General features: G+C 43.6%; 27 protein-coding genes. 10 read left to right on the plus strand and 17 right to left on the minus strand.

What is annotated here, in order from left to right; translation table 11 throughout:
• Positions 1 to 28: 28 nt before the first annotated feature.
• The gene (locus N7U62_RS14550) at positions 29 to 1,150 is read right to left on the minus strand and encodes a hypothetical protein (protein ID WP_264138714.1); all 1,122 of its coding nucleotides are present in this window, start codon (positions 1,148 to 1,150) and stop codon (positions 29 to 31) included.
• 175 nt (positions 1,151 to 1,325) lie between these two features.
• Positions 1,326 to 1,766 carry a Tn7-like element transposition protein TnsE gene (locus tag N7U62_RS23255; RefSeq protein ID WP_404818024.1) on the minus strand — a complete coding sequence of 147 codons (441 nt, stop codon included), beginning with the start codon at positions 1,764 to 1,766 and terminating at the stop codon, positions 1,326 to 1,328.
• Between N7U62_RS23255 and N7U62_RS23260 the strand changes: the two genes are divergently transcribed.
• Positions 1,744 to 1,944, plus strand: coding sequence for a helix-turn-helix domain-containing protein (locus N7U62_RS23260; protein WP_404818025.1), 201 nt, complete (start codon positions 1,744 to 1,746; stop codon positions 1,942 to 1,944). The two genes, N7U62_RS23255 and N7U62_RS23260, sit on opposite strands and share 23 nt — an antisense overlap.
• A 221-nt stretch (positions 1,945 to 2,165) precedes the next feature.
• Here N7U62_RS23260 and glmS read toward each other — a convergent pair whose 3' ends face one another.
• The 3 genes from glmS to N7U62_RS14565 are packed head-to-tail and all read right to left on the minus strand — an operon-like array spanning position 2,166 to position 6,195.
• Positions 2,166 to 4,001: a glutamine--fructose-6-phosphate transaminase (isomerizing) gene (glmS, locus tag N7U62_RS14555; protein WP_264138715.1), complete on the minus strand. Its 1,836-nt coding sequence runs from the start codon at positions 3,999 to 4,001 to the stop codon at positions 2,166 to 2,168.
• Positions 4,002 to 4,007: 6 nt separating this feature from the next.
• The gene (locus N7U62_RS14560; RefSeq protein ID WP_264138716.1) at positions 4,008 to 5,399 is read right to left on the minus strand and encodes a DUF4270 family protein; all 1,392 of its coding nucleotides are present in this window, start codon (positions 5,397 to 5,399) and stop codon (positions 4,008 to 4,010) included.
• The gene (locus N7U62_RS14565) at positions 5,383 to 6,195 is read right to left on the minus strand and encodes a glycogen/starch synthase (RefSeq protein WP_264138717.1); all 813 of its coding nucleotides are present in this window, start codon (positions 6,193 to 6,195) and stop codon (positions 5,383 to 5,385) included. The genes N7U62_RS14560 and N7U62_RS14565 overlap by 17 nt, the downstream gene beginning before the upstream one ends.
• 119 nt (positions 6,196 to 6,314) lie before the next feature.
• Here N7U62_RS14565 and panC point away from each other — a divergent pair, with 119 nt between their 5' ends.
• The 5 genes from panC (at position 6,315) to N7U62_RS14590 (ending at position 11,229) form a co-directional block, all read left to right on the plus strand.
• Positions 6,315 to 7,163, plus strand: a complete 849-nt coding sequence (panC, locus tag N7U62_RS14570) for a pantoate--beta-alanine ligase (protein WP_264138718.1) — start codon at positions 6,315 to 6,317, stop codon at positions 7,161 to 7,163.
• A 6-nt stretch (positions 7,164 to 7,169) separates the two neighbouring features.
• On the plus strand, positions 7,170 to 8,180 hold the full coding sequence (locus N7U62_RS14575) for a lysylphosphatidylglycerol synthase transmembrane domain-containing protein (protein WP_264138719.1): 1,011 nt from the start codon (positions 7,170 to 7,172) through the stop codon (positions 8,178 to 8,180).
• A 34-nt stretch (positions 8,181 to 8,214) separates the two neighbouring features.
• Positions 8,215 to 8,904, plus strand: coding sequence for a zinc metallopeptidase (locus N7U62_RS14580; protein ID WP_264138721.1), 690 nt, complete (start codon positions 8,215 to 8,217; stop codon positions 8,902 to 8,904).
• A 141-nt stretch (positions 8,905 to 9,045) separates the two neighbouring features.
• Complete coding sequence (locus N7U62_RS14585; protein ID WP_264138722.1) at positions 9,046 to 10,185, plus strand: acyl-CoA dehydrogenase; 1,140 nt, start codon at positions 9,046 to 9,048, stop codon at positions 10,183 to 10,185.
• Between the two features lie 123 nt (positions 10,186 to 10,308).
• Positions 10,309 to 11,229, plus strand: a complete 921-nt coding sequence (locus N7U62_RS14590; RefSeq protein WP_264138724.1) for a helix-turn-helix domain-containing protein — start codon at positions 10,309 to 10,311, stop codon at positions 11,227 to 11,229.
• On the opposite strand, the gene N7U62_RS14595 is transcribed toward N7U62_RS14590, so the two are convergent.
• The 7 genes from N7U62_RS14595 to secA all read right to left on the minus strand — a co-directional run bounded on the left by N7U62_RS14595 (position 11,212) and on the right by secA (position 19,615).
• On the minus strand, positions 11,212 to 11,976 hold the full coding sequence (locus tag N7U62_RS14595) for a phosphoglycerol geranylgeranyltransferase (RefSeq protein ID WP_264138725.1): 765 nt from the start codon (positions 11,974 to 11,976) through the stop codon (positions 11,212 to 11,214). The two genes, N7U62_RS14590 and N7U62_RS14595, sit on opposite strands and share 18 nt — an antisense overlap.
• Positions 11,939 to 12,298: a hypothetical protein gene (locus tag N7U62_RS14600; protein ID WP_264138726.1), complete on the minus strand. Its 360-nt coding sequence runs from the start codon at positions 12,296 to 12,298 to the stop codon at positions 11,939 to 11,941. Before N7U62_RS14600 ends, N7U62_RS14595 begins: the two co-directional genes overlap by 38 nt.
• Entirely contained in the window at positions 12,288 to 12,656 is a 369-nt protein-coding gene (locus tag N7U62_RS14605; RefSeq protein WP_264138727.1) for a phage holin family protein, read from the minus strand. The genes N7U62_RS14600 and N7U62_RS14605 overlap by 11 nt, the downstream gene beginning before the upstream one ends.
• Positions 12,657 to 12,711: 55 nt before the next feature.
• A complete protein-coding gene (locus tag N7U62_RS14610) occupies positions 12,712 to 14,148 on the minus strand; it encodes an SLC13 family permease (protein WP_264138728.1) in 1,437 nt (478 codons plus the stop codon).
• Between the two features lie 45 nt (positions 14,149 to 14,193).
• A complete protein-coding gene (locus N7U62_RS14615) occupies positions 14,194 to 15,384 on the minus strand; it encodes a M20 metallopeptidase family protein (RefSeq protein WP_264138729.1) in 1,191 nt (396 codons plus the stop codon).
• A 314-nt stretch (positions 15,385 to 15,698) separates the two neighbouring features.
• Positions 15,699 to 16,229, minus strand: coding sequence for an SPOR domain-containing protein (locus N7U62_RS14620; protein ID WP_264138730.1), 531 nt, complete (start codon positions 16,227 to 16,229; stop codon positions 15,699 to 15,701).
• Between the two features lie 23 nt (positions 16,230 to 16,252).
• Positions 16,253 to 19,615 carry a preprotein translocase subunit SecA gene (secA, locus tag N7U62_RS14625; RefSeq protein WP_264138731.1) on the minus strand — a complete coding sequence of 1,121 codons (3,363 nt, stop codon included), beginning with the start codon at positions 19,613 to 19,615 and terminating at the stop codon, positions 16,253 to 16,255.
• 574 nt (positions 19,616 to 20,189) lie between these two features.
• Here secA and N7U62_RS14630 point away from each other — a divergent pair.
• From N7U62_RS14630 to N7U62_RS14645, 4 genes are all read left to right on the plus strand, one after another.
• The gene (locus N7U62_RS14630; RefSeq protein WP_264138733.1) at positions 20,190 to 20,456 is read left to right on the plus strand and encodes a hypothetical protein; all 267 of its coding nucleotides are present in this window, start codon (positions 20,190 to 20,192) and stop codon (positions 20,454 to 20,456) included.
• A gap of 71 nt (positions 20,457 to 20,527) precedes the next feature.
• Positions 20,528 to 20,836 (plus strand): hypothetical protein, encoded by a 309-nt coding sequence (locus N7U62_RS14635; RefSeq protein ID WP_264138734.1) that lies wholly within the window; start codon positions 20,528 to 20,530, stop codon positions 20,834 to 20,836.
• A 947-nt stretch (positions 20,837 to 21,783) separates the two neighbouring features.
• Positions 21,784 to 22,467, plus strand: a complete 684-nt coding sequence (locus N7U62_RS14640; RefSeq protein WP_264138735.1) for a DUF6261 family protein — start codon at positions 21,784 to 21,786, stop codon at positions 22,465 to 22,467.
• Between the two features lie 113 nt (positions 22,468 to 22,580).
• Entirely contained in the window at positions 22,581 to 23,108 is a 528-nt protein-coding gene (locus N7U62_RS14645; protein WP_264138736.1) for an REP-associated tyrosine transposase, read from the plus strand.
• A 157-nt stretch (positions 23,109 to 23,265) separates the two neighbouring features.
• Here N7U62_RS14645 and dapF read toward each other — a convergent pair whose 3' ends face one another.
• The 5 genes from dapF to N7U62_RS14670 all read right to left on the minus strand — a co-directional run bounded on the left by dapF (position 23,266) and on the right by N7U62_RS14670 (position 26,489).
• Positions 23,266 to 24,033 carry a diaminopimelate epimerase gene (gene dapF / locus N7U62_RS14650; protein WP_264138737.1) on the minus strand — a complete coding sequence of 256 codons (768 nt, stop codon included), beginning with the start codon at positions 24,031 to 24,033 and terminating at the stop codon, positions 23,266 to 23,268.
• Positions 24,034 to 24,142: 109 nt separating this feature from the next.
• Positions 24,143 to 24,496 carry a 50S ribosomal protein L19 gene (gene rplS, locus N7U62_RS14655; RefSeq protein WP_264138739.1) on the minus strand — a complete coding sequence of 118 codons (354 nt, stop codon included), beginning with the start codon at positions 24,494 to 24,496 and terminating at the stop codon, positions 24,143 to 24,145.
• Positions 24,497 to 24,666: 170 nt separating this feature from the next.
• Positions 24,667 to 25,356: a tRNA (guanosine(37)-N1)-methyltransferase TrmD gene (trmD, locus tag N7U62_RS14660; RefSeq protein ID WP_264138740.1), complete on the minus strand. Its 690-nt coding sequence runs from the start codon at positions 25,354 to 25,356 to the stop codon at positions 24,667 to 24,669.
• On the minus strand, positions 25,346 to 25,879 hold the full coding sequence (gene rimM, locus N7U62_RS14665; protein WP_264138741.1) for a ribosome maturation factor RimM: 534 nt from the start codon (positions 25,877 to 25,879) through the stop codon (positions 25,346 to 25,348). Before rimM ends, trmD begins: the two co-directional genes overlap by 11 nt.
• Positions 25,880 to 25,886: 7 nt before the next feature.
• On the minus strand, positions 25,887 to 26,489 hold the full coding sequence (locus N7U62_RS14670; RefSeq protein ID WP_264138742.1) for a 30S ribosomal protein S16: 603 nt from the start codon (positions 26,487 to 26,489) through the stop codon (positions 25,887 to 25,889).
• Positions 26,490 to 26,496: the final 7 nt, after the last annotated feature.

The raw sequence follows: 26,496 nt of genomic DNA on the forward strand, positions 1-26,496 counted from the left end.
CAATGCTTTAAATTCTCTGAGATTGAAACTAATTGACCCTTCTGATCTGAGCTTTACCAAGATATTCATCCAGTATCAACTCATAGGTTCCCTGTCTATTGAAGAACTTCCAGTCAGCACCATACTTTTTGGCTGTCTCTGTCCATAGTACATTCCCTTCGGGAGCTAACTTATTTTCTTCTACATCTCCAGTACTTGGATCGTCCTCAAATACTTCAGGAAACCCCCAATCCAAATCATCCCACGATTGGTTTCCATTGAACTTCAAATCAACTGCATCAGAAAAGCCAATAGTAGCTCTATACAAATAAGGATTCTTGGCATCCTGATCCATAGGGTAAGCTTTTGATGGATCCCAACACAAATCAATGTCTGATCCACTTAAATCTTGGAAACCACATCCCATGACATGAAACTGTCCATTCGGGGTTGGCAATTCCTCGGTGATTAACTCTACGGTATATTGCATAATAGTAGGATTAAACCTTACAATGCTATACCCTTGGTCAAGAAGGATTTTACCACTGCTATCATCATTAACCATTCCAAGTCCGGGATCATTGGTATCTACAAGTCCCCAGTTGTTTGGTGCCCAATCCAATTGTCCAATAAATTTGACTCCATCATCATCACCATCACTATACAAGGTAATTGCATACCATCCATCTTCTTCATCTGGTGACATTAACATTGCCTTACTTGGATCCCAATCGTTCCAAGAAACATCACCTACTGCATAAATAAATTGGGAGGCACCTTGCTCTTTCGTGAGAAGCAATGTATCCACAGAAGTATTCCCTCCATTGTCTGTAGCAGTAACCACAACAGGAAAAGAACCAAAATCAGAACTAACTGCTACAGCAGATTTGAAATTATATAGTTTTGTTCCATCCAATACAGAATCAATATCTACCCCTAAGTCTTCAGAAAAAAGTGTGAACTGGGTCAATCCGTTATCATCAGAAACCAAAATGTTAAAATTTAGATCTCCATCTGAACTAAAGACGGTGCTTGTCCCAACAGGACCATTAACAGCAATTAAAGGGCTTAAATCCCCCGATGCTGTAAATCCGCCTTCATCCGCACAACTGTAGAGCACAGCCGCACAGCCAAATACTAGCCAATAGTAAAATAGTCTTAGTGTTTTCATTGTACTTTCCTTTTTTAATTTAAATAATTTTAAGTACAAATAAACTTTTACTAAGAGTGACACATGGCCTACGCATTTGACTTTTATAGGGGGTTGATTTTGAAAAAAAATTAAGATGCGGGTATATAAAGGCCCTTTTTTAAGCTAGTTTCCCATTTAGGTTGTAAGAAACCGTTCATGATTGAAATATCCTTAAAAACTTATTGGCGATCTTAACCTCATAATTTTCCATTGCGGCATTTCCTAGCTCTTCCTTTTGCTTTTTGTATATTCTAGGGTGCCTAATGGTAATAAACCCTGCCAGGTTTGCAATGGATTTTTCAGGCCATTTACCTTGATCCCTAGCGGTATCATTCAAAAGGATTTGGATGAATTTATTATGATCGAGAGTATTGATATTATAAAGGACAAGTGTAGAAATGAATTTGTTATCTGAACTGTCAATTTCAACAAAATATAAGGGTTGCCCTATATCGAATTTTACGACTAGGGACTTTCTGTCTAGTAGGCCAATACTTTTGAACTTGTTATTGGTTTCAAATGTTAAAAGATCATAGGTGAATTCTTTGCCGATTTTTTTGGCAAGAATGTGGATGGCTTTTGGTAAGACGCTCAAGAAATTGAGACTTGGAGCTGAGATGACTCAGGAGCAATTAGTGCTTAAATCGGGCTTGCATCCAACTTATATATCCCATCTTGAAACAGGTAAAAAGCAGCCTAAGCTAACAACAATATTCAAATTGTCTAAATGTCTTAGCATTGGCCCTGAAAGACTATTCTTAGAAATGCTTTAATTCTTAACGTTTTGAAAAACCATAATGTGAATTATGGTATGAGGAAAATGTACATTCCATTAAAATCATGTGAGCTTTGAAAACATCCCATATGATACCTTTCCTAAACGATCTTTCAGATTAAGACTTGCACAAACTTTATTTAAAATGCACAAACTTTATTTTTAGTGCACAAACTTTATTTTCATGAACCAGTTTGAGGCTTTTCTTGATATTTTCATTTACTCAACAGTCACTGATTTGGCTAGATTACGAGGCTGATCGACATTGCAACCACGCATGATGGCGATGTGGTAGCTCAGCAGCTGCAGCGGTATGACCGAGATCAACGGCATCAGTGCTTCATCGCACCTTGGCACTTCAATCACGTGATCAGCCATCTTAGGGATCAACACATCCCCCTCAGTTACGATCGCGATCACCATTCCCTTGCGGGCTTTTACTTCCTGGATGTTAGACACGATCTTGTCGTACGAACTATCTCTGGTAGCGATAAATACCACCGGCATTTCCTCATCTATCAAAGCAATCGGCCCGTGCTTCATCTCTGCTGCAGGGTATCCTTCTGCATGTATATAGGAGATCTCCTTCAGTTTCAGTGCACCCTCCAGCGCTACTGGGAAGTTATACCCTCTACCAAGATACAGGAAGTTCGCTGCATCTTTGAAGAGACTAGAGATGTACTCGATCTTGTCATTGCTATCTAGCACTTTTTTGATCTTGTCCGGAATTGATTCCAACTCCTGCAGCAATTCTTTGAACTTGCTCTCAGTAATGGTTTTCTTACGCTGTGCCACAGATAGTACGATCATAGTCAGTACCGACAGCTGACCCGTAAAGGCTTTGGTACTCGCCACACCGATTTCTGGTCCGGTATGTAGATAAGCTCCCTCATGTGAGGCTCTCGAGATAGAAGATCCCACCACGTTCACCACACCGAGTATGATAGCTCCCTTAGACTTGGCTAGCTCTATAGCTGCCAAAGTATCTGCTGTCTCTCCCGACTGAGAGATTGCGATCACTACATCTCCTTCGTTGATCACCGGGTTTCTATAGCGAAACTCTGAGGCATATTCGACCTCTACCGGTATTCTACAAAACTCCTCAAAGAGATACTCTGCCACTAATCCCGAGTGCCAACTGGTACCACACGCTATGATGATAATCCGGTTGGCCTCCGCCAATGCATCCGCCTGCTCGCGAATTCCCCCGAGGGTCAAGCGAGCATTTTTGGCATCCAGACGCCCACGCATACTGTCAGCAATAGAGTTAGGCTGCTCGAAGATTTCCTTCAGCATAAAATGCTCATAGCCTCCCTTTTCTATCTCGTCCAGTTCTAGCTCGACCTTCTGAATGTATGGATCTAGCTCTATGTTTTCAATATCGATGATCTTAAACTCATCTCTATTGATCACGGCAATCTCTTCATCATTGAGGTAAACCACTTCATCCGTATACTCCACGATAGGCGTAGCATCCGAGGCGATAAAAAATTCGCCCTCTCCGATTCCCAGTACCATGGGGCTGCCTTTACGCGCAGCTATGAGTTGATCAGGGTTTTCCTCATCCATAATCACAATCGCATAGGCGCCTTCGATAGTTGCCAGAGCCTGCCTTACAGCTGATTCCAGAGATATACCATGCGATTTGATATCCTCGATGAAGGTAATGAGCACTTCGGTATCCGTATCACTCACGAATGAGTAGCCCTTTACTTCTAGCTCCTTTTTGAGCGAAGAATAGTTCTCGATGATGCCATTATGGATGATCGAAAGCTTTTTGTTACTGGAGTAGTGTGGATGGGCATTCACATCATTAGGCTCACCATGGGTCGCCCAGCGCGTATGTCCTATCCCGATAGTACTATGGATTTTCTTTCCTTTGAGCGTCTTTTCCAGTTCGGCTACTTTGCCTGCTTTCTTATAGATCTGCAGTTGCTCATCGTTATAAACAGAAATACCGGTGCTGTCATAGCCCCGGTATTCTAATCTCTTCAGTCCCTTGATAATCAAAGGGCAAGCTTCTTGATGACCAAGATAAGCTACAATTCCACACATAGGTGATTAGTTTGGATTGGAGAAAAATATTTTCATTTTGATACTATCAGCCGGAATCACTGTTCTGTTGGCATTCGACAAATTTGACGGCATCAGAACCAAATATTCCAAATCTTTGATATATTCATTCTCTACGGATTGCCCAAATAAAGTTGCCACTCCAGTCATTTTTGTTGCTGTTGTGTCTATGCTCATTTCCATGAACTGCTGAGCAGCTGATAAATATCCCACATCAGACAACACCCCTGTATTATAAACGCCCTGAGATTGAAGACCTGCTATGTTGATTTGTCCTTGTTCACCAATAAACATCATTCTGGCAGAAGATATACTTTGATTAAGAATAGTGTCCTGATATACAGCTGAGATTTCAAATTCCAAATTATTGATTTGAATCAGCTCGTTACCCGGTCTGTCCAAAAAGTCCAGAAATGGTTGCATGTCAATTTTAGGATAAATCCCTGAGGCTGCCTGTAAATAAACATATCCATCCCCCGTATCGAAATTTTGCAAATTCTCTCCGATCACATTGCCTATCACTGATCCAGTGCGGTCAGTAGATATTTTATTGTATTTAGCAGATGCTGCCGATAGAGAATAAGAAACGCTCAAGCTATCTGCATAAGTCGTATCTGCCATGATATGATAATGAATTTTCAGTTCTGACTGACTAGCCAAAAACCCAACTATAGCCTTGTTGTCCACTCCTCCACTCAGTGCAAGTCCTTTGAATTCATCTCTTAGAATTGCACTTCTATTGGGCTGTCTGGCGATATCAAAAAGTCTGTCTTTCCAGCTATCATTCAAATAGAATTTTACCGTATCAAAAGATGACGGAACCCAATGCAAAGAATCCAATCTAGGAATAAAGGGAAATTCATTTCCTTCTTCAACAGGCAAAACTGGCGTTTCAAAATTGTGCAAATAATACACACCAGAGAAAAGCTGATCATCCACCTCCTGAACACGTATGGTTTGATCCAATACAGGCTTCTCATTAGTATTGACATAGTCATAGGCTAACCTCAAAACTGCAGAGTCCACCACATAGCTAGCCCTGATCGTATCTACCACCAATGGGTCAGTCGATACTGTATCAAGTCGGTAGGGCAAAGACTGAACTCCGGAAGAAATTGACAATCTCGTCAATCCCATGGAGCTAGTAGTTCCAAAAACAGGATCTACTGTACTACCAACAAGAAAACGACTGCTTCCACTCGTTCTTAAACTATCAATAAATACATTTTGGGCAGACAGGGGAATCTCTTCATAATAAACTCCTGAATTTACACCGTCCGGATCTAATCCTAAACCAACTTCACTCGGGTCTTCACAAGAAAAAATGGCTAGGGCTGTGAAGATCAACAACCCAGACCAATTTTTATCCAACAAGTTCATTATATAAATTAAAATAAGAATCTAAGTAGTTATCGTCTTTTTGAATGGTTTCGACTTTCTTGTCCTTAGGAGCAGAGCTGATCAAGTTATCAATGATATCTCCGGTTTCCTCCTTAGACTTAATCACAGCATCCGCATACTCCATTCCTAGTTTTACGAATCCTTCGAAATCAGCTGATCTTAAATGATCCAACATGCTCTCATCAATGTCCATCATCATGGCTTTATTGATCAAAGTATCATCGAATTTGTGATCAAAAGAATTGCCATAAATATTGTAGATAGACTTGGCATCTTTAAAGATCGGATCATTCTTGTAGGTAGTTTTCAGATATAACGGAATGAAGCTAGTCATCCAGTCATTACAGTGTACGATATCTGGGGCCCACCCTAGTTTCTTCACAGTTTCTAATACTCCTTTACAGAAGAATATGGCTCTTTCGTCATTGTCCTCATGGAATTTCTCTTCTTTATCAAAGAAAACCGACTTTCTGTGGAAGTAGTCTTCGTTATCAATAAAGTAAACTTGAAGCTTCGCATTTGGAATTGATGCCACTTTAATAATCAAAGGTTTTTCTTCATCACCCACAGAGATGTTGATACCTGACAAGCGTACTACCTCATGTAGTCTGTTCTTTCTTTCGTTGATTAAGCCGAATCTTGGGACTAAGATTCGTATCTCCATTCCTCTTTCCTGCATGGCCTGGGGCAAGGCTCTCACAAAATCAGCCACTTCTGTGGTCTGTAAAAAAGGGTTTATTTCATTTGCAACATAGAGTATCTTATACTGTGACATAAACCTTTATTTTTAGTATGTTATTATTTCAAAATGACCACAAAATTACACTATTTTTGGATCATTTTCAACTATAATGCCTTTTTACATCTGTATAGATGTCGGCGCACCCCCCATTTATGAAAGTTTTGCGTAGTATTTTAGAGATGCGTCAGGCCCTTCAGTCGTATCGCACAGATTCGTCATCCATAGGACTCGTCCCTACTATGGGAGCCCTACACGAAGGCCATTTATCGCTTCTCAGCCAATCTTTGCAAAACAATCAGGTGACTGTATGTAGTATATTCGTTAACCCGATACAGTTCAACAATCCCGAGGACCTGAAAAAATATCCTAGAGATGAGAAAAAAGATTTCGAACTCCTGGAAAAAGCAGGTTGTGATATGGTTTTTGTCCCTAGCAGTCACGAAATGTATCAGGATGACAGTGCTGCTATTAAAATGAATTTTGGGGAGATTGAAAATGTTTTAGAAGGCAAATTTCGTCCAGGGCATTTCTCAGGCGTGGGGGTAGTGGTTTCCAAATTATTCAACATCGTGCAACCAGACAAGGCCTATTTTGGTCAAAAGGATTTGCAACAGCTTGCTGTGATCAAGCAAATGGTAAAAGCTTTAAATTTCCCAATCGAAGTACATGCGGTTCCTATTATGAGGGAAGACAATGGACTAGCCATGAGTTCAAGAAATCAAAGATTGAATGAAGAAGAAAGGGAAACTGCCTCGGTGCTCTATAAAAGCATGCTCTTGATGAAATCAGCATTGAATGAAGGAAGCTCAATAGAAACAGCAAAACAAAAAGCCACTGAAATGCTGGCTAAAAATAACAACATAGACTTGGAATATATGGAGTTGGTCGACGCTGACACCATGGAGATTTTTGAAAATACGACAAGTAAAAACGCCCTATCGATCTGCGCAGCAGCTTATATTAGTGGTGTTAGAATTATTGACAACCTATATATTCATTAAGAAATTTTGAAAGTATCCACCGTTATCAAATTCAGTATATCCCTCATTCTTGCTGGGGTCATTTTTTATTTTGTTTTCAGGAGTGTATCCTTCGAAGATTTTAGTGACAAACTCAGCCTGGTTAACTATTGGTGGGTATTGCTTTCGATGGCGATTTCTATTATCAGCCATTGGTTAAGAGCTTACCGCTGGAACCTCATGCTGGAACCCCTAGGTCACCAACTTAGTACGGGCAGAACCTTTCTGGCCCTAATGTCAGGGTACCTGGCCAATTTGGCATTCCCGCGACTGGGAGAAGTAACTCGATGTGGCGTATTGAAGAAAAATGATGCCGTACCAATGAGTGTTGGCATTGGCTCGGTGATAACAGAACGCGCGCTGGATTTCTTAATCCTATTGAGTCTGATTGTGCTGGACCTGATCGTTGAAATGGACAAAATTCTGGATTACTTCATGACTTCTGTCAGATGGGATGATTGGGCAGATCAACGCTGGGTGATTTTTGCGATCGGCGGGCTCTTGATCGTAAGTGGAATAGTAGGTATTTTGATATTGAGATATATCCTAAGTAAAGAATTCAAACATCCTACGGTCAATAAAATCAAATTGAAATTAGCAGAAATTGTTTCAGGCCTGCTTTCAATCAAAAATGTAAAAAGCCCAGTAGGATACATCATCTCTACCATCTTGATTTGGGTATTATACTTCCTGATGAGCTATGTAATCTTTTTCTCGATGGAAGAAACTTCAATACTTACCCTGGGTGCTGGATTATCCATCTTAGCTGCTGCTGGCGTATCCATGGCATTGCCAGTTCAAGGTGGAATTGGTGCTTATCATGCATTCGTGAGTGGGGTTCTTGTGATCTATGGAGTGGGGGCAACCACTGGATTATTTTTGGCTACCTTACTCCACACCTCGCAAGTCATACTGGTAGTGCTAGTCGGTGGAGCAAGTTTGCTAATAAGTCTTTTTGTATCCAAAAAGAAAGAAACTGTCGTGCCAGCTAATACGTAATTGTAACAAGTAAATATATAATTAGTTTATAGCTATGTTAGTGATTTTAATCGCATTCATGATCATTGGATTTATTGTCAGTGGTCGTTTAAAAAGCAAATTCAAAAAATACTCTCAGGTGGGCTTGCAATCTGGCCTATCAGGAAGAGAAATAGCGGAGTTAATGCTTCGAGACAATGGAATACATGACGTACAAGTAGTATCCGTGCAGGGACAACTTACAGATCACTACAACCCTGGGAACAAGACGGTAAACTTAAGTCCCGAGGTGTACGGGGGACGTAGCGCCGCAGCTGCTGCAGTTGCCGCCCACGAATGTGGTCATGCTGTGCAACATGCTACAGCCTACAGCTTCTTGCAGTTCAGATCGGCAATGGTACCTTTACAAAACATCAGTGCCAAAGTGCTAAACTTCCTGATGATTGGAATGTTCTTCTTTGGTAGTATGGTTTATGCCATGAATATGCAAACCATCTTTTTGGTGGTGGTAGCCGCTCAGGCAGTGATCACCCTATTTGCTCTGGTAACGCTACCTGTAGAATTTGATGCCAGCAAAAGAGCATTGGCGTGGATAGACGAAAGAGGAGTGGTAACGAGCCAGGAGCACGCCATGGCCAAAGATGCTCTAAAATGGGCTGCCATGACCTATGTAGTGGCTGCTATATCAGCCATCACACAATTGCTATATTTTGTGATGATGTTCTTAGGAGGAAGTCGCGACTAAGCATCATTTTCAAATGACAGAATATACGAAAGACCTGAAATTCAGGTCTTTTTTTATGTCTTAGGATAATTTTTGTATGCATGCATACCTTTTAATTTGTGTGATTGCATTATTTTCACTGCTCAACATTAAACGACAGACATGAATTTCGAATTTACAGAAGAGCAAATAGCAGTAAAGGAAGCCGCTCGTGAACTGGCTCAGACCGACCTACTCCCAGGTGTAATTGAAAGAGACGAAAAACAGGAATTCCCAAAAGAGCAAATCAAAAAAATGGGAGAACTCGGTTTTATGGGTATGATGGTAGACCCCAAATACAATGGTGGAGGAATGGATACCGTATCATATGTCCTGGCCATGGAGGAGATATCCAAAGTAGATGCTTCCTGTTCGGTCTCCATGTCAGTCAACAACTCCCTCGTTTGTTGGGGGTTAGAAAAATATGGTACAGAAGAACAAAAAGAAAAATACCTGAAGCCCCTAGCTGCTGGTGAGATCATAGGTGCGTTTGCCCTATCAGAACCAGAGGCAGGTTCGGATGCAACTTCCCAGCGTACTACAGCAGAAGACAAAGGCGACTACTATCTACTAAACGGGACCAAAAACTGGATCACCAATGGCAACAGTGCTTCTGTTTATATCGTGATTGCACAAACTGACCCTGAAAAAAAACACAGAGGGATCAATGCCATAATCGTTGAAAAAGGCCAGGAAGGCTTTACCATCGGGCCAAAAGAAAATAAATTAGGCATTAGAGGGTCCGATACCCATTCATTGATGTTTTCTGATGTAAAGGTTCCCAAAGAAAACCGAATAGGAGAAGATGGCTTTGGTTTCAAGTTTGCCATGCAAGTATTGAATGGTGGTAGAATCGGAATTGCCTCTCAAGCTTTGGGTATCGCTTCTGGAGCATTAGAACTTTCATTAGCCTATGCGAAAGAAAGAAAAGCCTTTGGCAAACCGATAGCTGATCACCAGGCCATACAATTCAAACTCTCCAAAATGGCCACTGAGATAGAAGCAGCAAGGCTTTTAGTAATTCAGGCCGCCCTAAAGAAAGACAGTAAACAGGATTTTGTGAAGGAGGCTGCCATGGCCAAATTATTTGCATCACAGGTGGCCATGGACGCCACTGTAGAGGCAGTTCAAATCCACGGAGGCTATGGCTATGTGAAAGAATTTCACGTCGAAAGATTGATGCGAGATGCCAAAATCACACAGATCTATGAGGGCACCTCTGAGATTCAAAACATCGTAATAGCACGGGAATTATTGAAATAGTATAAAACCCATTTTGCACTATTTTAAGATTATCCTGTCAGATTTTCCGGTTATTTATTAGATTTATACAACACAAAGTTTAATATTTGCTAAAATTTGACGGATAATCCTAAATAAATTACAGTGGAAGATTACAATAAAATCATAGAGTCGCTTGGTGTTAGATTTATTTCGGCTAAGAATATTAATATTTTACAGCCAGTCACTATAGAAAACTACTATGATGTAGAAAATGTATTCATCTACGTACACAAGGGGCATATGTCCGTTGGAAAAGAGAAAGAACTCATTTCTGAAGGTGAGATTCTCTTCATTCCGGGTGGTAAAATGGTATCGCTCACTTACGGTACTGGTAACCCGATGAGTCTATCCAACGATGACTTCATCAATAACAAAGAGAAGTTCTTTCAAAACAACGAAAAGATTGGCAATGTTCACGAAACAGACAACGTGACCATGATCAATTTCGAAGCGAAGGTGTTTGACACTGTTAACTTCTTTGCTTCTCTGGATATCCCTCCATTTACGATCAGAAACAACAATAAACTGATCACTCTGGCCAAAGAGATCGTTCGAGAAATCTACTCTGACTCACCAGGCAAAGGCAGAATCGTAAAGCTTCAGACCGAGCATGTAGTGATCGAAATCATTCGTCACATCCTTGATCAAGGACTATTCGTAGAGCAGTTGGCTACCAATTCTACCTATTTCAAAGATCCTAGATTGATAGATATTTTCTCTTATATCAAGGATAATTTGAACAATGACCTCTCGAACAAGGCACTGGCCAATGTAGCCAACGTGTCGGAGGATTATGTAGGTCAATATTTCAAAATGCTGACTGGAATCAATCCTCAGGACTACATCGAATACCAAAGAATGGAAATGGCTGTAAACATGCTGCGTACCACCAAGAAAAGTATTCGTGACATTGGCAAAGAGGTAGGCTTCAAAGACACCGCGTATTTCTGCCGTAGATTCAAAATGATGTTCGGTATACCTGCAGGAAAAATGAGACGCAGAGAATCACTGATGAACGTCTAGAGAGGCGTTTAAGCTATGAATCTTCTCAGTTGCCTCGATCAGAAGGCTCTGGTCTTTTTCTAATGCATTCCCTATTACGATCAAGTCTGCTCCTGCCTCCAGGGCCATATTGATGCGGCTAATAGAATTCAATCCTCCACCAATAACCAAAGGTAAGGAGACAGACCGCGCTACCTTTCGGATGATTTTTTGTGGGATCGGCTGCTCTGCACCACTGCCCGCATCCATATAGAGCGTCCTCAACCCCAGCATCTCGCCTGCCATGGCCGTGCATGCCGCAATTGTCGGTTTATCTGAAGGAATGGGTGTGGTATTACTCATATAGCTTGCCGATGTGGGGGCTCCAGAATTAACCAACATATAGCCCATGGGAATGATTTCCAGATTACTCTTTTTCAGAATAGGAGCCGCCAGTACATGCTGTCCAATCAGAAAATCTGGATTTCTGCCTGAGATCAGAGACAATAGTAATATCGCATCTGCGTTGGAATCAATCTGAATGTTGTTACCCGGAAAAATCAGAACTGGGATGGTGGTATTGGTCTTGATCAGGGCAATCACCTTGGAAAAATTATCCGTAGTAATCAAACTCCCTCCCACGAAGATATAATCGACCTTGTTTTCAGTACAAAGACGTACAAACTGGAGAAGTTCAGAAGCATCCTCAACCTTATCCGGATCGATCAAAACAGCCAGAGACTTCCTGTTTTTATTCTTCCTTTCCTCTAGCTGACTCAATAGGTTCATTGTCACGTTGATTTGCTTTATTAATCTGCTTAATAGCCAATGGGAGTATATTCGAAATAGCCATAGTCAACAAGGACTGTCCCACTCTGCTCATCGTTTTAGACTTAACCGCCTTCTTGGGAACAGCTGGTTTAGGCGCCATCAAACGATAAATAGTATAGGCCGTCACCAGACCCGCAGCTGCTATTCCTGCAACCTTCAGTGTCTTGGACAACTGATGTTCCAGATCTTCTGTCTCATGATTGATCCTTTGCCAAAGGCGATCCTCATCCCTTTTTAGTCGTTCTCTTAATCGTATGGCATCTTCGCTTCTACTCTTCATCTGACTTTTCCTTTTTATTCTTCTGGATCGACTCTAACATCTTATCCTCAAAAAACAATTTCATCTTTCCAGACCGTAATAAATAAAACACGAATAGAAGCACTATTAGATAGGTAGCCGCCACCACCAAGAAGCCCAAATATTCGCTTTCGAGCTGTTCGTTGATTAAAAAAGCCATGCCCATACTCACAAATAAGATGACCAAAGTGGCAATGAGTAAAATCACAATATAAGCGATCACCTGAGCCAAAACATGAGAGATTTGCTCAGTCATGTCTATTTTGAATAGCTCCAATTTCACTTTCACATAATCAGAAAGTGCTTCTTTCAACTTGGTGATTTTTAGAATATCGATCACAGTGGGTTTATTTAGTATTTAATGATAAAGATAAAAGAAAAGGATAGAACCGAAATTACATCCCTATACTAGATGTAAAATCTTTCATATCCAAATCCCAGATCATAGGCATAATAAAGTAAACGAAAAGACCGATCAAAAGGATAGAAATGAAATTGAGCCAAACGCCAGTTTTAATCATATCTCTCATCAAGAGCTTTTTACTGCCGAAAACTATCGCATTGGGCGGAGTGGCTACTGGCAACATAAAGGCGCAACTGGCTGCCAATATAGCAGCTACCATCAAGTAATAGGGGTGAATCCCTACAGCAAGAGCCAAAGCAGCCAAAATGGGTAAGACCATACTGGCAGTGGCAACATTGGAAGTAAACTCGGTCAGGAAATTGACCAGAGCAGCGACTACAAAAATCAAAAGCACCAAAGACATGCCTTCCAAACTGTTCATGCCATCACCAATCCATTGGGCCAAATCCGTTTTCACAAAAGCGCTGGCGATCGTCAATCCTCCACCAAACAACAATAATACACCCCAGGGCAACTTCTTTGTTTCAGACCAGCTCAATAGCTTTTTACCATCCGAATCAGGAACAATGAAAAGCAACAGACCTCCTGCAATGGCAATCATCGTGTCGTTGAGACGGGGAATGAAAAAATTGAGCAAATAGGTCCTGCTGATCCAGCAAAAAGCTGTGAAACAAAAGATAGCCAAGACACGCTTCTCATTGGTAGACAGAGCGCCTAAGGCTTCCTTCTTCTCTTTGATACCTAGATCCTCTGAGGCTGACTGATCTAGTCTAAAAAGAAATCGAGTCAGCAACCACCAGGTCAGCCATATCATGCAAACCGAAAATGGCAAACCAAACATCATCCATTCGAAGAAACTGATCTCTACTCCGAAAGTATCCTTGACCATTCCAGCGAAAACAATATTAGGCGGAGTGCCCACCAAAGTTGCCATACCTCCGATAGAAGCGGAATAGGCGACAGAAAGCAGCAGCGCCTTCGAAAAGCTTTTTTCAGATTGCAAATTGCTAATAACTGACAGTGCAATAGGCACCATCATCAGCGTGGAAGCGGTATTAGAAATCCACATGGACAGAAAACCTGTCGCAATCATAAAACCCAGAATAATCCGAGCAGGATTGGTCCCTATCTTGTGAATAATATTGAGCGCTATACGGGTATGCAAGTGATGCTTCTCTATCGCCAAAGCAATCAAAAAACCTCCAAGAAACAGGAATATCAAAGGATGTGCATAAGGAAAGGTAGCTGCTTTCATCTCTACAGCCCCCGTCATAGGGAACAAAACAATCGGAAGCAGCGAGGTGGCTTCTATGGCAATGGCCTCTGTCATCCACCAGACTCCCATCCAGCAGGTCACAGCCAGAACGGCTCGCCCCTCATCAGATAACCCCTTCAGATCCAATGCGAACAAGACCACTAAAAACAGCAGGGGTCCTAGCAACAGACTGATGGCTTTCTTTGGTTTCATGCGTATCGTTGAATATCAATTCTCACATGAAATGACCCGATCATTTCATTGTGAGAGTTCGTTGAGGGCAATATAAGCCATCAATCCCGGACCTAGCTCTAATGCGTCCTCATCTATGTCAAAAGTAGGGGTATGTACCGCCGAAACAATGTTTTTTTCTTCGTTTCGAGTACCCAAGCGGTAGAAACAGGCATCTGCTTTTTGAGAATAGTAGGAAAAGTCTTCTGCACCCATCCATACATCTAGGTCTACTACGTTTTCAGCTCCCAGATAATCTTCAGCTGCAGATCTGGCTCTGGCTGTTAGCTCAGGTTCATTTTTTAAGAATGGATAACCTACCTGAATATTGAAGTCGCACTGCGCACCCATAGAATCTGCCAGGCCTTCTGCCAACTTCTTCATTTTGACATGCGCTTCTTTTCTCCACTTTTCGTCTAGTGTGCGGAAGGTCCCTTCGATCTTCACTACATCAGGAATCACATTGGTAGCTCCTTTGGCCTCTACCTTTCCAAAGGTCAGTACGCTAGGTACTTTTGGGCTGGCCATACGGCTCACTACTTGCTGCAATGCGACGATGATATGTGAAGCTATCAACACAGTGTCTACGCAAAGCTCTGGCAAAGCACCATGACCTCCCTTTCCTCGTACCGTCACATAGATTTCGTCTGCACTGGCCATGTACATGCCAGAGCGAAAACCCACCTTACCCACTGGAATCAATGGCATCACGTGCTGCCCAAAAATGGAAGTAGGCTTAGGATTCTTGAGTATCCCTTCCTTAATCATCAAGGAAGCTCCACCGGGGAACACCTCCTCGCCAGGCTGAAAAATAAACTTGACAGTCCCCTCAAACTCGTCGCGCAATTCATGCAAAATACGCAGACAGGTCATCAAAGAAGAGGTATGAACATCGTGACCACAGGCGTGCATCACGCCATCATTTTTTGACTTATAGGGCTTCAGGCTTTGCTCCTTGATAGGCAGCGCATCCATGTCACCTCTTAGTGCAGTTATTTTCTTTTCAGGATTTTTGCCTTCCACGATGGCCTCTATGCCATTGCCTGCAATACCTGATTTGTATTTCACTCCTAACTTCTCCAAATAGTCAACCACATATTTGGCTGTTTCGGTTTCTTCAAAAGAAAGCTCCGGGTGGGCATGAAGGTGTCTACGATTGGCAATCGTGTCTTCATGATATGCTTTGGAGAGCGATTTTATCTTATTGATTAAATCCATAGGTAATTTTCGGCAAGTTAAGCAATTTAAGCCTTTAGCCTTGATTGGATTTAATAATTGTACGAATAATTAAACGTATGACAATAAAACGACAGGATTATTGAACGACTCACAATCTTATCAAATCAAAGACAGCTTACATTTTAGAATTTATTAGATGAGTGATGTAGGCCTAAATAACTAGCCTTTCAAGACCTTCATCCAAGTCAAAAACTGAATATCCACTTTTGTACAATCCAATTACCCTTACTTTATTTCTTGACAAAGAAAGTAAGCAAAGAAGTCAAGGCTCCAACTCAAAAAACAGAAGAGCCTCAGTCACTAATTCTAATTTTTGAAGGGATGAGTACGGCTCGGGAGAAGTTGTTCTTGAGAAGGTTGAAATCTTTATTGGCCTCTAGCTTGGTGTAGTACTCGCCCACTCGTACTTTGTAGTTGGGCTGTTCGTAGATCACACGAGGGCTTTGGGTTTCCAACAGCTCGTAAGCCTTACTTTTGTAGTCATTGGCTTTGTCTCTGTCATTGCCGCTGTAGATCTGAATTGAAAAACCATCCACATAATGCACATCCTTTTTGGATTCCAAAAGAAGGTTGGTCACGCTATCCAGCTCTGCGCTGATGTCGTGAGTGGGCTCCACATCTACCTTGGGCACCACTACTGCTGACTCCTCCTCTGTGCTTTCCTCTTCTGGTTCCTCATCATAAGACTTTCTGTAGACAGACAGGTCTTCGCTATAGCTGCTACTGCTGGTAGATGTGGATGCAGTAGGTGCACAAAACTGAAGCAAAGCTGCTACGGTAATGATAGGGAACACTGTAAGGGGATTAAATGAATAGTTTTTCAAAACACTAAAGATAATTTAAAAAATTAATTCTCTATGATCACGCAATTGTTACTAGCCACATCTGCCTCGACACTCTTGTATTTCACGTCTTTCTTGACTGTACCGTCTGCATACTGTACGCTCACGCGATCGTTTCGACCATATACTTTGTCCGACTTGATAGGAGCGGTCTTTTCTACCGGAGCAGTTCGGTTGGCATTGGCCTGACCACCTCCACCTAGAGCAGAACCTGTTTCCTCTTTACTCTCTTTGTAGTTCTGAGCGGCACGCTGACGTCTCGCCTCTTGTACTTCTTCAGGATCCTGAACGGGGATCTCTGCTTTAGTCAGGAAGGAAACGGTATCCTCATTGACTCTAGACAAGAACTGCTTGAACATGTTGAAAGACTCGAACTTGTAGACCAACAATGGATCCTTCTGCTCGTGAACCGCCATTCGAACGGACTGCTTCAAGTCATCCATTTCGCGCAGGTGCTCTTTCCAGCTCTGGTCGATGATCGCCAGTGCAATCAATTTCTCCATTTGCTTGATCAGCTCCTTGCCTTCTGTCTCTACTGTCTTCTCCAGGTTGGCTACTACATTGATCTGCTTCTGACCATCGGTAAATGGCACCTGAATATCCTTGAAAGTAGCTCCACGCGTGGTGAGTATATTCTTCATCACCGGCATGGTTCGCTCAGCCAATGATTTGTTTTTCGTTCTGTAAGATTCGATCGTCTCAGCAAATACATCCTCTACCAACTGCCCCTCTGCCTTGCCTAAGAAATCTTCTTCAGAAATCTTAGTATCCAGGCCAAGCGTACTGATACAGTTCAGCTTGAAACTTTCATAATCATTCATACCCTTGGCGCCAGACACGAGCTCCTCCGTAGTATCATACATCATGTTGAGTATATCCAGACCGAGACGCTCACCGAATAGGGCATTCTTTCTTCTCGAGTAGATCACCTCACGTTGCGAGTTCATCACATCATCGTACTCCAGCAGGTGCTTACGAGTCGCAAAGTTGTTTTCCTCTACCTTGCGCTGTGCTCTCTCGATGGATTTGGTAATCATGCTGTGCTGGATCACCTCGCCTTCTTCCAGTCCCAGACGGTCCATGATCTTGGCGATTCTTTCCGATCCAAATAGACGCATCAGGTTATCCTCCAATGACACGAAGAACTGCGAAGAACCCACATCACCCTGACGACCTGATCGACCTCTCAACTGTCTGTCGACACGTCTGGATTCGTGACGCTCCGTACCGATGATGGCGAGACCACCCGCTTCCATCGATTCTTTGGTCAGCTTAATATCCGTACCACGACCCGCCATGTTGGTAGCGATGGTCACCGTACCTGGCTGTCCTGCCTTGGCTACCACGTCTGCCTCGCGCGCATGCTGCTTGGCGTTCAGTACCTGATGCTCGATGCCTTTCATTTTCAGCATCCTACTCACCAGCTCAGAGATCTCTACCGAGGTAGTACCTACCAGCACAGGTCTACCCTGTTTGGTCAGGTTCACAATCTCATCAGCTACTGCATTGAATTTCTCTCTCATGGTTTTGAAAACCATGTCTTCCTTGTCGTCACGTTGGATCGGACGGTTAGTCGGGATCACGATCACATCGAGCTTGTAGATCTCGAAAAATTCGCCCGCTTCGGTCTCCGCTGTACCGGTCATACCCGCCAGCTTGTGATACATACGGAAGTAGTTCTGCAGAGTCACAGTCGCATAAGTCTGCGTCGCATCCTCTACTTTCACATTTTCTTTGGCCTCTATCGCCTGGTGTAGTCCGTCGCTGTATCGGCGACCTTCCATCACACGACCCGTCTGCTCATCTACGATCTGCACCTTGCCATCTACTACGATGTATTCCGTATCTTTCTCGAACAGTGAGTAGGCCTTCAACAATTGGTTGACAGAGTGGATGCGCTGGGCTTTGGCTGAGTAGTCTCTCACCAATGACTCTTTCTGATGCAGCATATCACTCTCTGACAAGCTGCTATCGTTTTCGAGGCGTGCGATCTCTGTTCCGATATCCGGGAGGATAAAGAAATCCGGATCCTCACCCGAACCCGTGATCAGGTCGATCCCCTTATCAGTCAACTCGATACCATTGGTCTTTTCGTCGATGGTAAAGTATAGTGGCTCGTCGGCCTCTGGCATCAACTTTTGGTTGTCGGCCAGGTATATATTTTCTGTCTTTTGCAGGATCTGACGAATACCCGTTTCGGATAGGTATTTGATCAAAGGCTTGTATTTAGGCAAACCTCTAAAGGCTCTGAACAGTGCCAGTCCACCTTCGTTTTCGTCTCCTGCAGCTATTTTCTTTTTGGCTTCATTCAGGAAGTTAGATACCTCCTTGCGCTGTGCCTCTACCAGCTTGGCCACTCTTGGTTTCAGTTCGTAGAATTCGTGCTCGTCACCTTTAGGGATCGGACCAGAAATAATCAACGGGGTACGGGCATCATCGATCAATACGGAATCGACCTCATCGACCATGGCAAAGTGGTGCTTGCGCTGTACCAGCTCGTCTGGGTGACGCGCCATATTGTCACGCAGGTAGTCAAAACCAAACTCGTTATTCGTACCATATACGATATCGCAACCGTAGGCTCTTCTTCTCTCTGGAGAGTTGGCCTGATACTTATCGATACAGTCTACTGTCAAGCCGTGGAATTCGAAAAGTGGTGCATTCCACTCACTATCCCTTTTAGCCAGGTAGTCGTTGACCGTAATCACGTGTACACCCTGTCCCGACAGACCGTTGAGGAAGGCAGGTAGAGTCGCCACAAGGGTTTTACCTTCACCAGTCATCATCTCGGCGATCTTACCCTGGTGCAGTACCACACCCCCGATCAGCTGCACGTCGTAGTGTACCATCTTCCAGACGACCTCAACACCCGAGGCGTTCCACTTGTTGTGCCAGATGGCAGTATCTCCGTCGATCTCGACGTGTGGCTTCTTGGCGGCCATGGCTTTGTCTTCCATAGTGGCCTTCACGACTAGCTTTTCGTTTTCAGTCAAACGACGCGCTGTGTCCTTCACTACTGCAAAGGCCTCTGGTAGGATGTCCATGAGCACTTTTTCGAGCTCCTGGTCTCTGTCCTTGGTCAGCTTATCTATTTTGGCAAATACCGCTTCCTTCTCGTGAAGGTCCATGTCTGGATTGGCTTCTACTTCGGCGTGATGCGCAGCGATTTTGTCATCTATATCCTTGAGGTAAGCAGCGATTCGGCTTTTCAGCTCCTGTGTCTTTCCTCTGAGCTCGTCGTCCGACAGGCTAGCGAGCTTTTTATATTCTGCATTGATCAGATCTACATAAGGCAACAGCTCTTTCAAATCCCTGTCTGCTTTCGTTCCGAATACTTTCGCTATGCCTTTGGTCAATAAATTCAACATACAATCTAAATGGTTACACCCCGCGGGGCTATTTGCTTCATTTCGAGAGGCAAAAATACACTCCTCTACGATGAAGTCGTAAATTTAATTTCTTTTTACTTCTGGCCTATCTAATCATCTTTTAATCCGGGGCAAACGGAAAGAAATTCAGACCTGCCTCCCTGCCTCAGTCAAAACCTTGCCAAAGCTGCTTTCTAGACAAATTGGCAGAGGCGAGCGCTGCTCGCTAGCGGAAAGTGGAAAGTTCAAAGTTTGAAAGCCTGCTTACCGGAGGTAGGTGAAAAGTGCTAACAGCGTCACTCCGACAGAGTAGATTAGTGCGATAGCACTGACCTGCGACGAGGACGATTTGGTTGTACTTTTAGCGCTCTTCGACATTTGTAATGTCGTATCATCTATCGTAGGATTTGTAATCCGATACAGCCCATATTAGGAAGTCTCGCTCCGATAAATTAGTTTGGGAGCACCAAACAGGTGTCAGCAGCCTGTTTCCAGCACGCATTTGTTTTGAGAGGAATTGCACATCCTAAATGAGTGTGCTAAAAGAATAGTTGTAAGCCTAAATTAATAAAATATGGGAGCTGGTATTGGATTCGTAAAATCTGGACAACAAAGTGCCAATCAGAACAGAGATTATCTAAAAAACCGATCCAACTTCTCGCAAAAAGGACCAGGTAGCAGCAGAACCAAATTGACCTTTAAAGAGGCTAGTCCTGAAGAGCTGGAGGCTCGAAGAGTCAAACTTCGAGAACAAAAACATAAGGCTATTAAAAAACAAATCTTCTTAGGCATCTTATTAAGTCTAGTACTCCTGGGGCTCATTTGGTATTTGTTGAGTTAAAGAAACACGGTCCGAACAAGCCGAAAAGAGACCTAAAAGCGAAGTAGGCCAACCATTAAGAATGAATTACTATGATAGTATGGTCTGGAAGGGGTGTCCTTTCCATTTTAGTTTTGATTGCTTCGGTATTAATCCTCTCTGGCATTTTACCCAAGGAGCAGTTTGATTTCGCATTGGTCGCGGCATTTTTAATCACTGCAGCTTTTAGCTGGATCATGGGCAAAAAGTGGAACAGCAAAGAACCACAGGTACTGATCGACAAGGCCACCGGACAAGAATTGCTCCTGGAGCCTAACCACAGCTTGTTTTGGATCAAGATGCAGTACTGGGCTTTTATCTTTGGTGGGCTGGCTGTAGTGATACTCGTACAGCAGTTTTGATTGATTAGCAACCAAAAAACATATACCAACATGAAAAAGAAGTTGACCAAAAGAGACGTGATATTTTCTTACTAGGATTATTAACCGTAATAATCATCGATACTGCCATGAACTGGCCAGATGCGAAAACGGCTTTTATGAAGGGATATTCCGAATGTTACGACAAAACAGATAGTCAGATCAGCGAGCAGTAATATCAAGTTACAAACTTAGAAACATGGCATCCTCGTCTGGAGACGAGGACGATTAGGTAATGGCGCAAGCCTGCCTTTGTCGGCAGACAGGCGTCCGCTTGTGCCGCTTGTGTTCTGATGGCAGCAAGATTAGCCATCTGCTCTGCTCTTCGAACCGGATTCCTCGTCGCTGCGCTCTGTCGGAATGACGCGGAAACCAACGGCACTTCCTGTTCAGCCCTTCCTACCCGATCCGGCAGGCGGGCGATTAACTCAGGGTGACAGGGAATCTCCGCTGCCCTCATCTACACTTGTATGTTTCCGTCGGTTTTTATATCTTAGAAACTATGAAACCAACCGGCTATCCCTTTCAGGACTGTTATTCAGTTCCCCTTTACTCTCATTTTTTCAGCAGCATTTTTTTCGACAGTATAGATTTCTATCATGCCATTATCTGGCATAAGATCCTCTTTCATGCAAGGTCCTTGCAACCTGCAGGGACAAATCATGGCTTCATGCAAGGCTCCTGCAAGTTGCAGGAAGGATGCATGAGCTCATGCAAACACCAAACAAGTTGCAGCGACTCATCCGATGTTCATGCAAAGCCCCTGCAAGCTGTAGGAGCTGATTCGACATTCATGCAGATCACGGAGCAGTCCTTTTCTGATTTGCATGAACCCAGTTATGTAAACATATTTTTTCACCAAATAAACTTAAACTATGCTAGATGGAATAACACTTAGTAATCTGCGCAACCCTGAGTTCGCACAATTTATGAGCGATGTACTGACCCTGGTCGAGCGCAAGGACCCTGTGGCCATGAAGGTCGACACAGCCTACACCAACCTCAAAACCGAAAACGACCAGCTAACCCAATTGCTCAATCCTATAAAGGGCAGCAAACTGACGGCCCAGATGGAGGCAGCCGACGACCTGCGCGATCAGCTGTTGGTAGGGATCAATTCGATCGTGACCGGCTTCACCTATCACTACGAGGAGGAACTGCGCAGGCATGCAGAGGTGCTGCTCAAGCATCTGGATCAGTTCGGCGGGAGTGGTCTGGCACGCGAAAACTACCAGAGCGAAACGGCAGGCATCAACAGCATGCTGCTCGATTGGGAAAGTGAATCCGCCCTGTCTGCGGCCATCACCGAGCTAAACCTCGAGGGATGGAAGACTAAGCTGCAGGAGGCGAATGACGATTTTTCGGACCTCTTCCTGAACCGCACCGAGGAGAATAGCGCAGGAGAGGTCGTAAGCGTACGCGAGCAGCGCAACAAAATGCGCCCACTCTACTACCGCCTACGAGATGTGATCGCCAGCTATCACACCATCGAGAATGGAGCAGAGCCCTACCACACCGTTGTGAAGCAGCTCAACGCCCTGATCGACAAATACAAGCGCCTCCTCACCAGCCGCCAGGGCAAAGCCGTGGAGGAATTAGTTGGGATAGATTAAGGTTTGATAGATGGTTCCTAATTGCAATCAGGAACCATCTATCATAGTGCTTTTCGACATTTGCAATGTCGAAAGAAAGATCGTAGGATTTGTAATCCGCTTTTATCAAAGATATGGGACATGCATATGTTATCAGGGACCAGGGTGCCATGCACTTTGTCACCTTCACTGTACATCAATGGGTGGACGTATTTACTCGGCCACATTATCGAGAGATTTTACTGGAGAGCCTGCGTCACTGCCAGACCTATAAGGGGCTGGAGATTTATGCTTGGGTAATCATGAGCAACCATTGTCATCTGATGCTACGTGCACAAGATGAAAACCTCAGCGACATCATTCGGGATTTCAAAAAATTTACCTCTAAGAAAATATACAAATCTATACAGGAGAATAGCAAAGAAAGCCGACGCGAATGGCTGCTAATGAGCCTAAGCACCGAGGGCCGTATATGGTTTTGGAATGAAGGTTATCATGGAGAGGAAGTATTGAGCAAGCAGTTTTTTGAATCCAAAGTAGATTACATTCATGCCAACCCTGTAGTAGCTGGCATAGTAGCCAAAGAAGAAGAATACCTCATGAGCAGTGCGGGAGACTTTTATGGAATCAGAAAAGGGCCTCTCAATTTGAGTCGTCCTTGAAATAATGAGATTATGAATATCGGATTACAAATCCTACGATAGATGGTTCCTGATTGCAAATCAGGAACAGCCTTGGCTAGGCAATATGCAGGGCTTAAGAGCCTATTAGACTATGAGCTGATCCAGTAGACAAGTTGCAAACTTGAAACCATGGCATCTAAACCTCCACCGATCCTTTGAACACCTGCACAGCGGGCCCAATCAATTTGATATCGGTAAAGCCGCCGTTGTTCTTTTTGAATTGGACTTGTAGCTCTCCACCCTTGGATTGCACCTTGATGGGACTCATCAGGCCCTTGTCTGCAGAGGCCAGGCACGAAGCGGTGATCCCTGTTCCGCAGGAAAGCGTCTCGTCCTCCACTCCTCGCTCATAGGTGCGCACGAACACCTCGTGCTGATTGATGATCTCCACAAAGTTGACGTTGGTACCTGCAGGCTTGTATTGCTCAGAGTAGCGAATGGTCGCACCTTGCTTTTTGACAGGTGCATCAGCAGCACGCTCTACGAATAGGATGTGATGCGGCGATCCATTGTTGAGGAAATAATGATCTTCGAATCTTTCTGGAGCTACCTGATCTTTCATGCATAGGTGCACGATCCCATCTTCGATCGTAGCGGCATATTCTCCATCTATCGTATTGAAGCGAGTTTCGTCTCCGATGATATCCAGAAAGCGGGCAAAGTTAACGGCACAGCGGCTGCCATTGCCACAGAGGCTCTGCGACCCATCAGCATTGAAGTAGACCATGTCAAAGTCCAGACTGTCATGATTCTCTATCAGAATCAAGCCATCGGCTCCTATGCCAGTTCGGCGGTTACATAGCTGAGCAATCCACTCCACCTCATGGCTGAGTGCTTTGTCACGGTTATCAATCATGATAAAATCATTGCCCGTGCCCTGATATTTGTAGAAATCAACAGACATAGTACTAAGAAAACTTCAGGTTAGATACGAAAAACCGGGAGCCCGGTTGGCTAAAAAAAAAGCCATTCGTTCGAGACGAATGGCTTCAAATTTCTTGAAAGCCCTAGAATTAAAGTTTCTCTTTGATTCTTGCAGCCTTACCTTTTCTACCTCTCAAGTAGTAAAGTCTCGCTCTTCTCACTTTACCTTTTCTCAATACTTCGATTTTATCGATGTTTGGAGACAAGATTGGGAAAATTCTTTCTACAGCAATACCACTAGAGATTTTTCTTACAGTGAAAGTCTCACCGTTACTGCTAGAGTTTTTTCTCTGCATTACTGTTCCTTGAAACTGCTGGATTCTCTCCTTGTTACCCTCAGTAATTCTTACGTGGATATTTACAGTATCGCCAGGTCCGAAAGAAGGAAATGCATCTCTTCTCCCTTTATATTCTTCTTCGATAAGTTTTATTAACTCGCTCATTGTATTAGCTTTTTATGCCGTCTCAAAAATCGGACTGCAAATATAGGAAAATATTATTGAAAGAATAAAGAAGCTTTGGGATATAAATTACTGAAATTCTGAACTTTTTACCTACAGGGCTTCATTCATCCGTTAATTTAAATCCATCGAGGCAGAAACCGCCTCAAGATCTATACTTCGCTATCCTTGCCCAGTAAATCGGGTCTTTTCATTCGAGTTCGCTCCACTGCCTGATCAAAGCGCCAGTCTTCTATCTTGGCCGTGTGTCCTGAGGTAAGTACCTCCGGCACCTTCCAACCTTTGTATTCGGCTGGCCTTGTATACACAGGGGGCGCCACCAGATTGTCCTGAAAAGAATCCGTCAGTGCAGATGTCTCGTCATTCATCACACCAGGAATCAATCGAATCACTGAATCCGCTACCACTGCGGCAGCTAATTCCCCTCCTGTCAAGACATAGTCACCGATGCTGATCTCACGGGTTACGAGATACTCTCGCACCCTCTCGTCCACACCTTTGTAGTGTCCACACAGCAGGATGATATTATTGTGAAGACTCAGCTCATTAGATATATTCTGCGACAGCAGTTCACCATCAGGACTCATGTAGATCACCTCGTCATAGTCGCGCTGGGCCTTCAATTCGGAGATACATTTGTCTATCGGCTCGATCATCAACACCATACCGGCTCCCCCACCAAAGGCATAATCATCGATCTGATTGTGCTTATTAATGGCATAGTCTCGCAGATTGTGCACATGGATATGCGCCAACCCTTTGTCAGCCGCACGCTTCAATATGCTCTGGTCTACGGTACCCGTAAACATCTCCGGTATGCATGTAATGATATCAATCCTCATCTTCTTCCAGATATACGTCTAGTAAGCCCTCAGGCAATTTCGCCTCTATGCATTGCTTTTCAAAATCCACCGAACGAATGATCTCATCATTGATCGGAATCATGACTTCTTTGCCTTGATGAATGATAGACAGCAGGTTTTGTGGAGCAATTTCATAAACCTGATCTACCACTCCCAGTTCCTTACCATCTTCGACCATCATGAGGCCCACTAGCTGATGATAGTAGTATTCTCCTTCCGGCAATTCAGGCAGGGCATTGAGCGGCAGATACAGCTCCTGACCCACCAGTCGTTCCGCATCTTCTATGGTATCTACTTCTTCGAATTTGGTGATAGACTTCTTAGGATTGACCTGAATATACTCCAAAAAAAATGGAACCAGTGCGTTGCCTTGTTTGACAAACACTGATTCCAAATCTTGATAGTCGAGTGGGTTGTCCACGTCCAAAAAGACCTGAATCTCCCCTTTCAATCCATGCGTCTTGATCACATAACCCAATTGGTAGCAATCTTCGACTTTCATTGACTGATTACTCTGCTTTCTTTTCTTCTTCAGCAGGTGCTTCCGCTTCTGCAGCTGGCGCCTCTTCAGTTGCCTCTGCTGCTGGCGCTTCTTCAGCCGCCTCTTCGCCACCTTCTGCTTCAGCAGCTTCTACTGCCTCTGCTTCTTCAACAACGATGTTTTTCTTAGCGATTTCTTCAGCTCTAGCTGCAGAAATTTTAGCTTCCGCTTCTAGTTTTGCTTTCTTCTCAGCAGCTTGTGTTTTAGCCAATGAGTCAGCAGCACCTTGTACTTTAGCTTCTTTTTCACTCCACCATGCATCGAATTTCTTGTCTGCATCTTCCTGAGTGATCGCACCTTTGTTTACTCCTACCTGCAAGTGTTTTTTGTACATTACGCCTTGCTCAGAAAGGATTTTTTTGGCTGTCTCTGTAGGTACAGCTCCATCCAACAACCACTTCAATGCGCCATCTCTATCAATGTCTACCAATGGAGGGTGGTGATTTGGATTGAATGAACCTAACTTCTCGATAAATTTACCATCACGTGGCGCTCGAGCGTCCGCTACAACTACGTCGTAGATCGGTTGTTTTTTTCGACCTCTTCGGGCCAATCTAATTTTTACTGCCATTATTTTA

The organism is Reichenbachiella ulvae (assembly GCF_025833875.1).
In the GTDB taxonomy this organism is placed as follows: Bacteria; Bacteroidota; Bacteroidia; order Cytophagales; family Cyclobacteriaceae; genus Reichenbachiella; species Reichenbachiella ulvae.

Excerpts from the sequence above, each read along its gene's own strand:
- N7U62_RS14645 (WP_264138736.1), top strand. The coding sequence starts at position 22,581 with ATGGGACATGCATATGTTATCAGGGACCAGGGTGCCATGCACTTTGTC.
- N7U62_RS14585 (WP_264138722.1), top strand. The coding sequence starts at position 9,046 with ATGAATTTCGAATTTACAGAAGAGCAAATAGCAGTAAAGGAAGCCGCT.
- N7U62_RS14560 (WP_264138716.1), bottom strand. The coding sequence starts at position 5,399 with ATGAACTTGTTGGATAAAAATTGGTCTGGGTTGTTGATCTTCACAGCC.
- dapF (WP_264138737.1), bottom strand. The coding sequence starts at position 24,033 with ATGTCTGTTGATTTCTACAAATATCAGGGCACGGGCAATGATTTTATC.
- N7U62_RS14610 (WP_264138728.1), bottom strand. The coding sequence starts at position 14,148 with ATGAAACCAAAGAAAGCCATCAGTCTGTTGCTAGGACCCCTGCTGTTT.
- N7U62_RS14635 (WP_264138734.1), top strand. The coding sequence starts at position 20,528 with ATGATAGTATGGTCTGGAAGGGGTGTCCTTTCCATTTTAGTTTTGATT.
- panC (WP_264138718.1), top strand. The coding sequence starts at position 6,315 with ATGAAAGTTTTGCGTAGTATTTTAGAGATGCGTCAGGCCCTTCAGTCG.
- N7U62_RS14615 (WP_264138729.1), bottom strand. The coding sequence starts at position 15,384 with ATGGATTTAATCAATAAGATAAAATCGCTCTCCAAAGCATATCATGAA.
- N7U62_RS14640 (WP_264138735.1), top strand. The coding sequence starts at position 21,784 with ATGAGCGATGTACTGACCCTGGTCGAGCGCAAGGACCCTGTGGCCATG.
- secA (WP_264138731.1), bottom strand. The coding sequence starts at position 19,615 with ATGTTGAATTTATTGACCAAAGGCATAGCGAAAGTATTCGGAACGAAA.
- N7U62_RS14565 (WP_264138717.1), bottom strand. The coding sequence starts at position 6,195 with ATGTCACAGTATAAGATACTCTATGTTGCAAATGAAATAAACCCTTTT.
- N7U62_RS14550 (WP_264138714.1), bottom strand. The coding sequence starts at position 1,150 with ATGAAAACACTAAGACTATTTTACTATTGGCTAGTATTTGGCTGTGCG.
- rimM (WP_264138741.1), bottom strand. The coding sequence starts at position 25,879 with ATGAAAGTCGAAGATTGCTACCAATTGGGTTATGTGATCAAGACGCAT.
- N7U62_RS14670 (WP_264138742.1), bottom strand. The coding sequence starts at position 26,489 with ATGGCAGTAAAAATTAGATTGGCCCGAAGAGGTCGAAAAAAACAACCG.
- rplS (WP_264138739.1), bottom strand. The coding sequence starts at position 24,496 with ATGAGCGAGTTAATAAAACTTATCGAAGAAGAATATAAAGGGAGAAGA.
- trmD (WP_264138740.1), bottom strand. The coding sequence starts at position 25,356 with ATGAGGATTGATATCATTACATGCATACCGGAGATGTTTACGGGTACC.
- glmS (WP_264138715.1), bottom strand. The coding sequence starts at position 4,001 with ATGTGTGGAATTGTAGCTTATCTTGGTCATCAAGAAGCTTGCCCTTTG.
- N7U62_RS14630 (WP_264138733.1), top strand. The coding sequence starts at position 20,190 with ATGGGAGCTGGTATTGGATTCGTAAAATCTGGACAACAAAGTGCCAAT.
- N7U62_RS14580 (WP_264138721.1), top strand. The coding sequence starts at position 8,215 with ATGTTAGTGATTTTAATCGCATTCATGATCATTGGATTTATTGTCAGT.
- N7U62_RS23260 (WP_404818025.1), top strand. The coding sequence starts at position 1,744 with ATGGCTTTTGGTAAGACGCTCAAGAAATTGAGACTTGGAGCTGAGATG.
- N7U62_RS14600 (WP_264138726.1), bottom strand. The coding sequence starts at position 12,298 with ATGAAGAGTAGAAGCGAAGATGCCATACGATTAAGAGAACGACTAAAA.
- N7U62_RS14595 (WP_264138725.1), bottom strand. The coding sequence starts at position 11,976 with ATGAACCTATTGAGTCAGCTAGAGGAAAGGAAGAATAAAAACAGGAAG.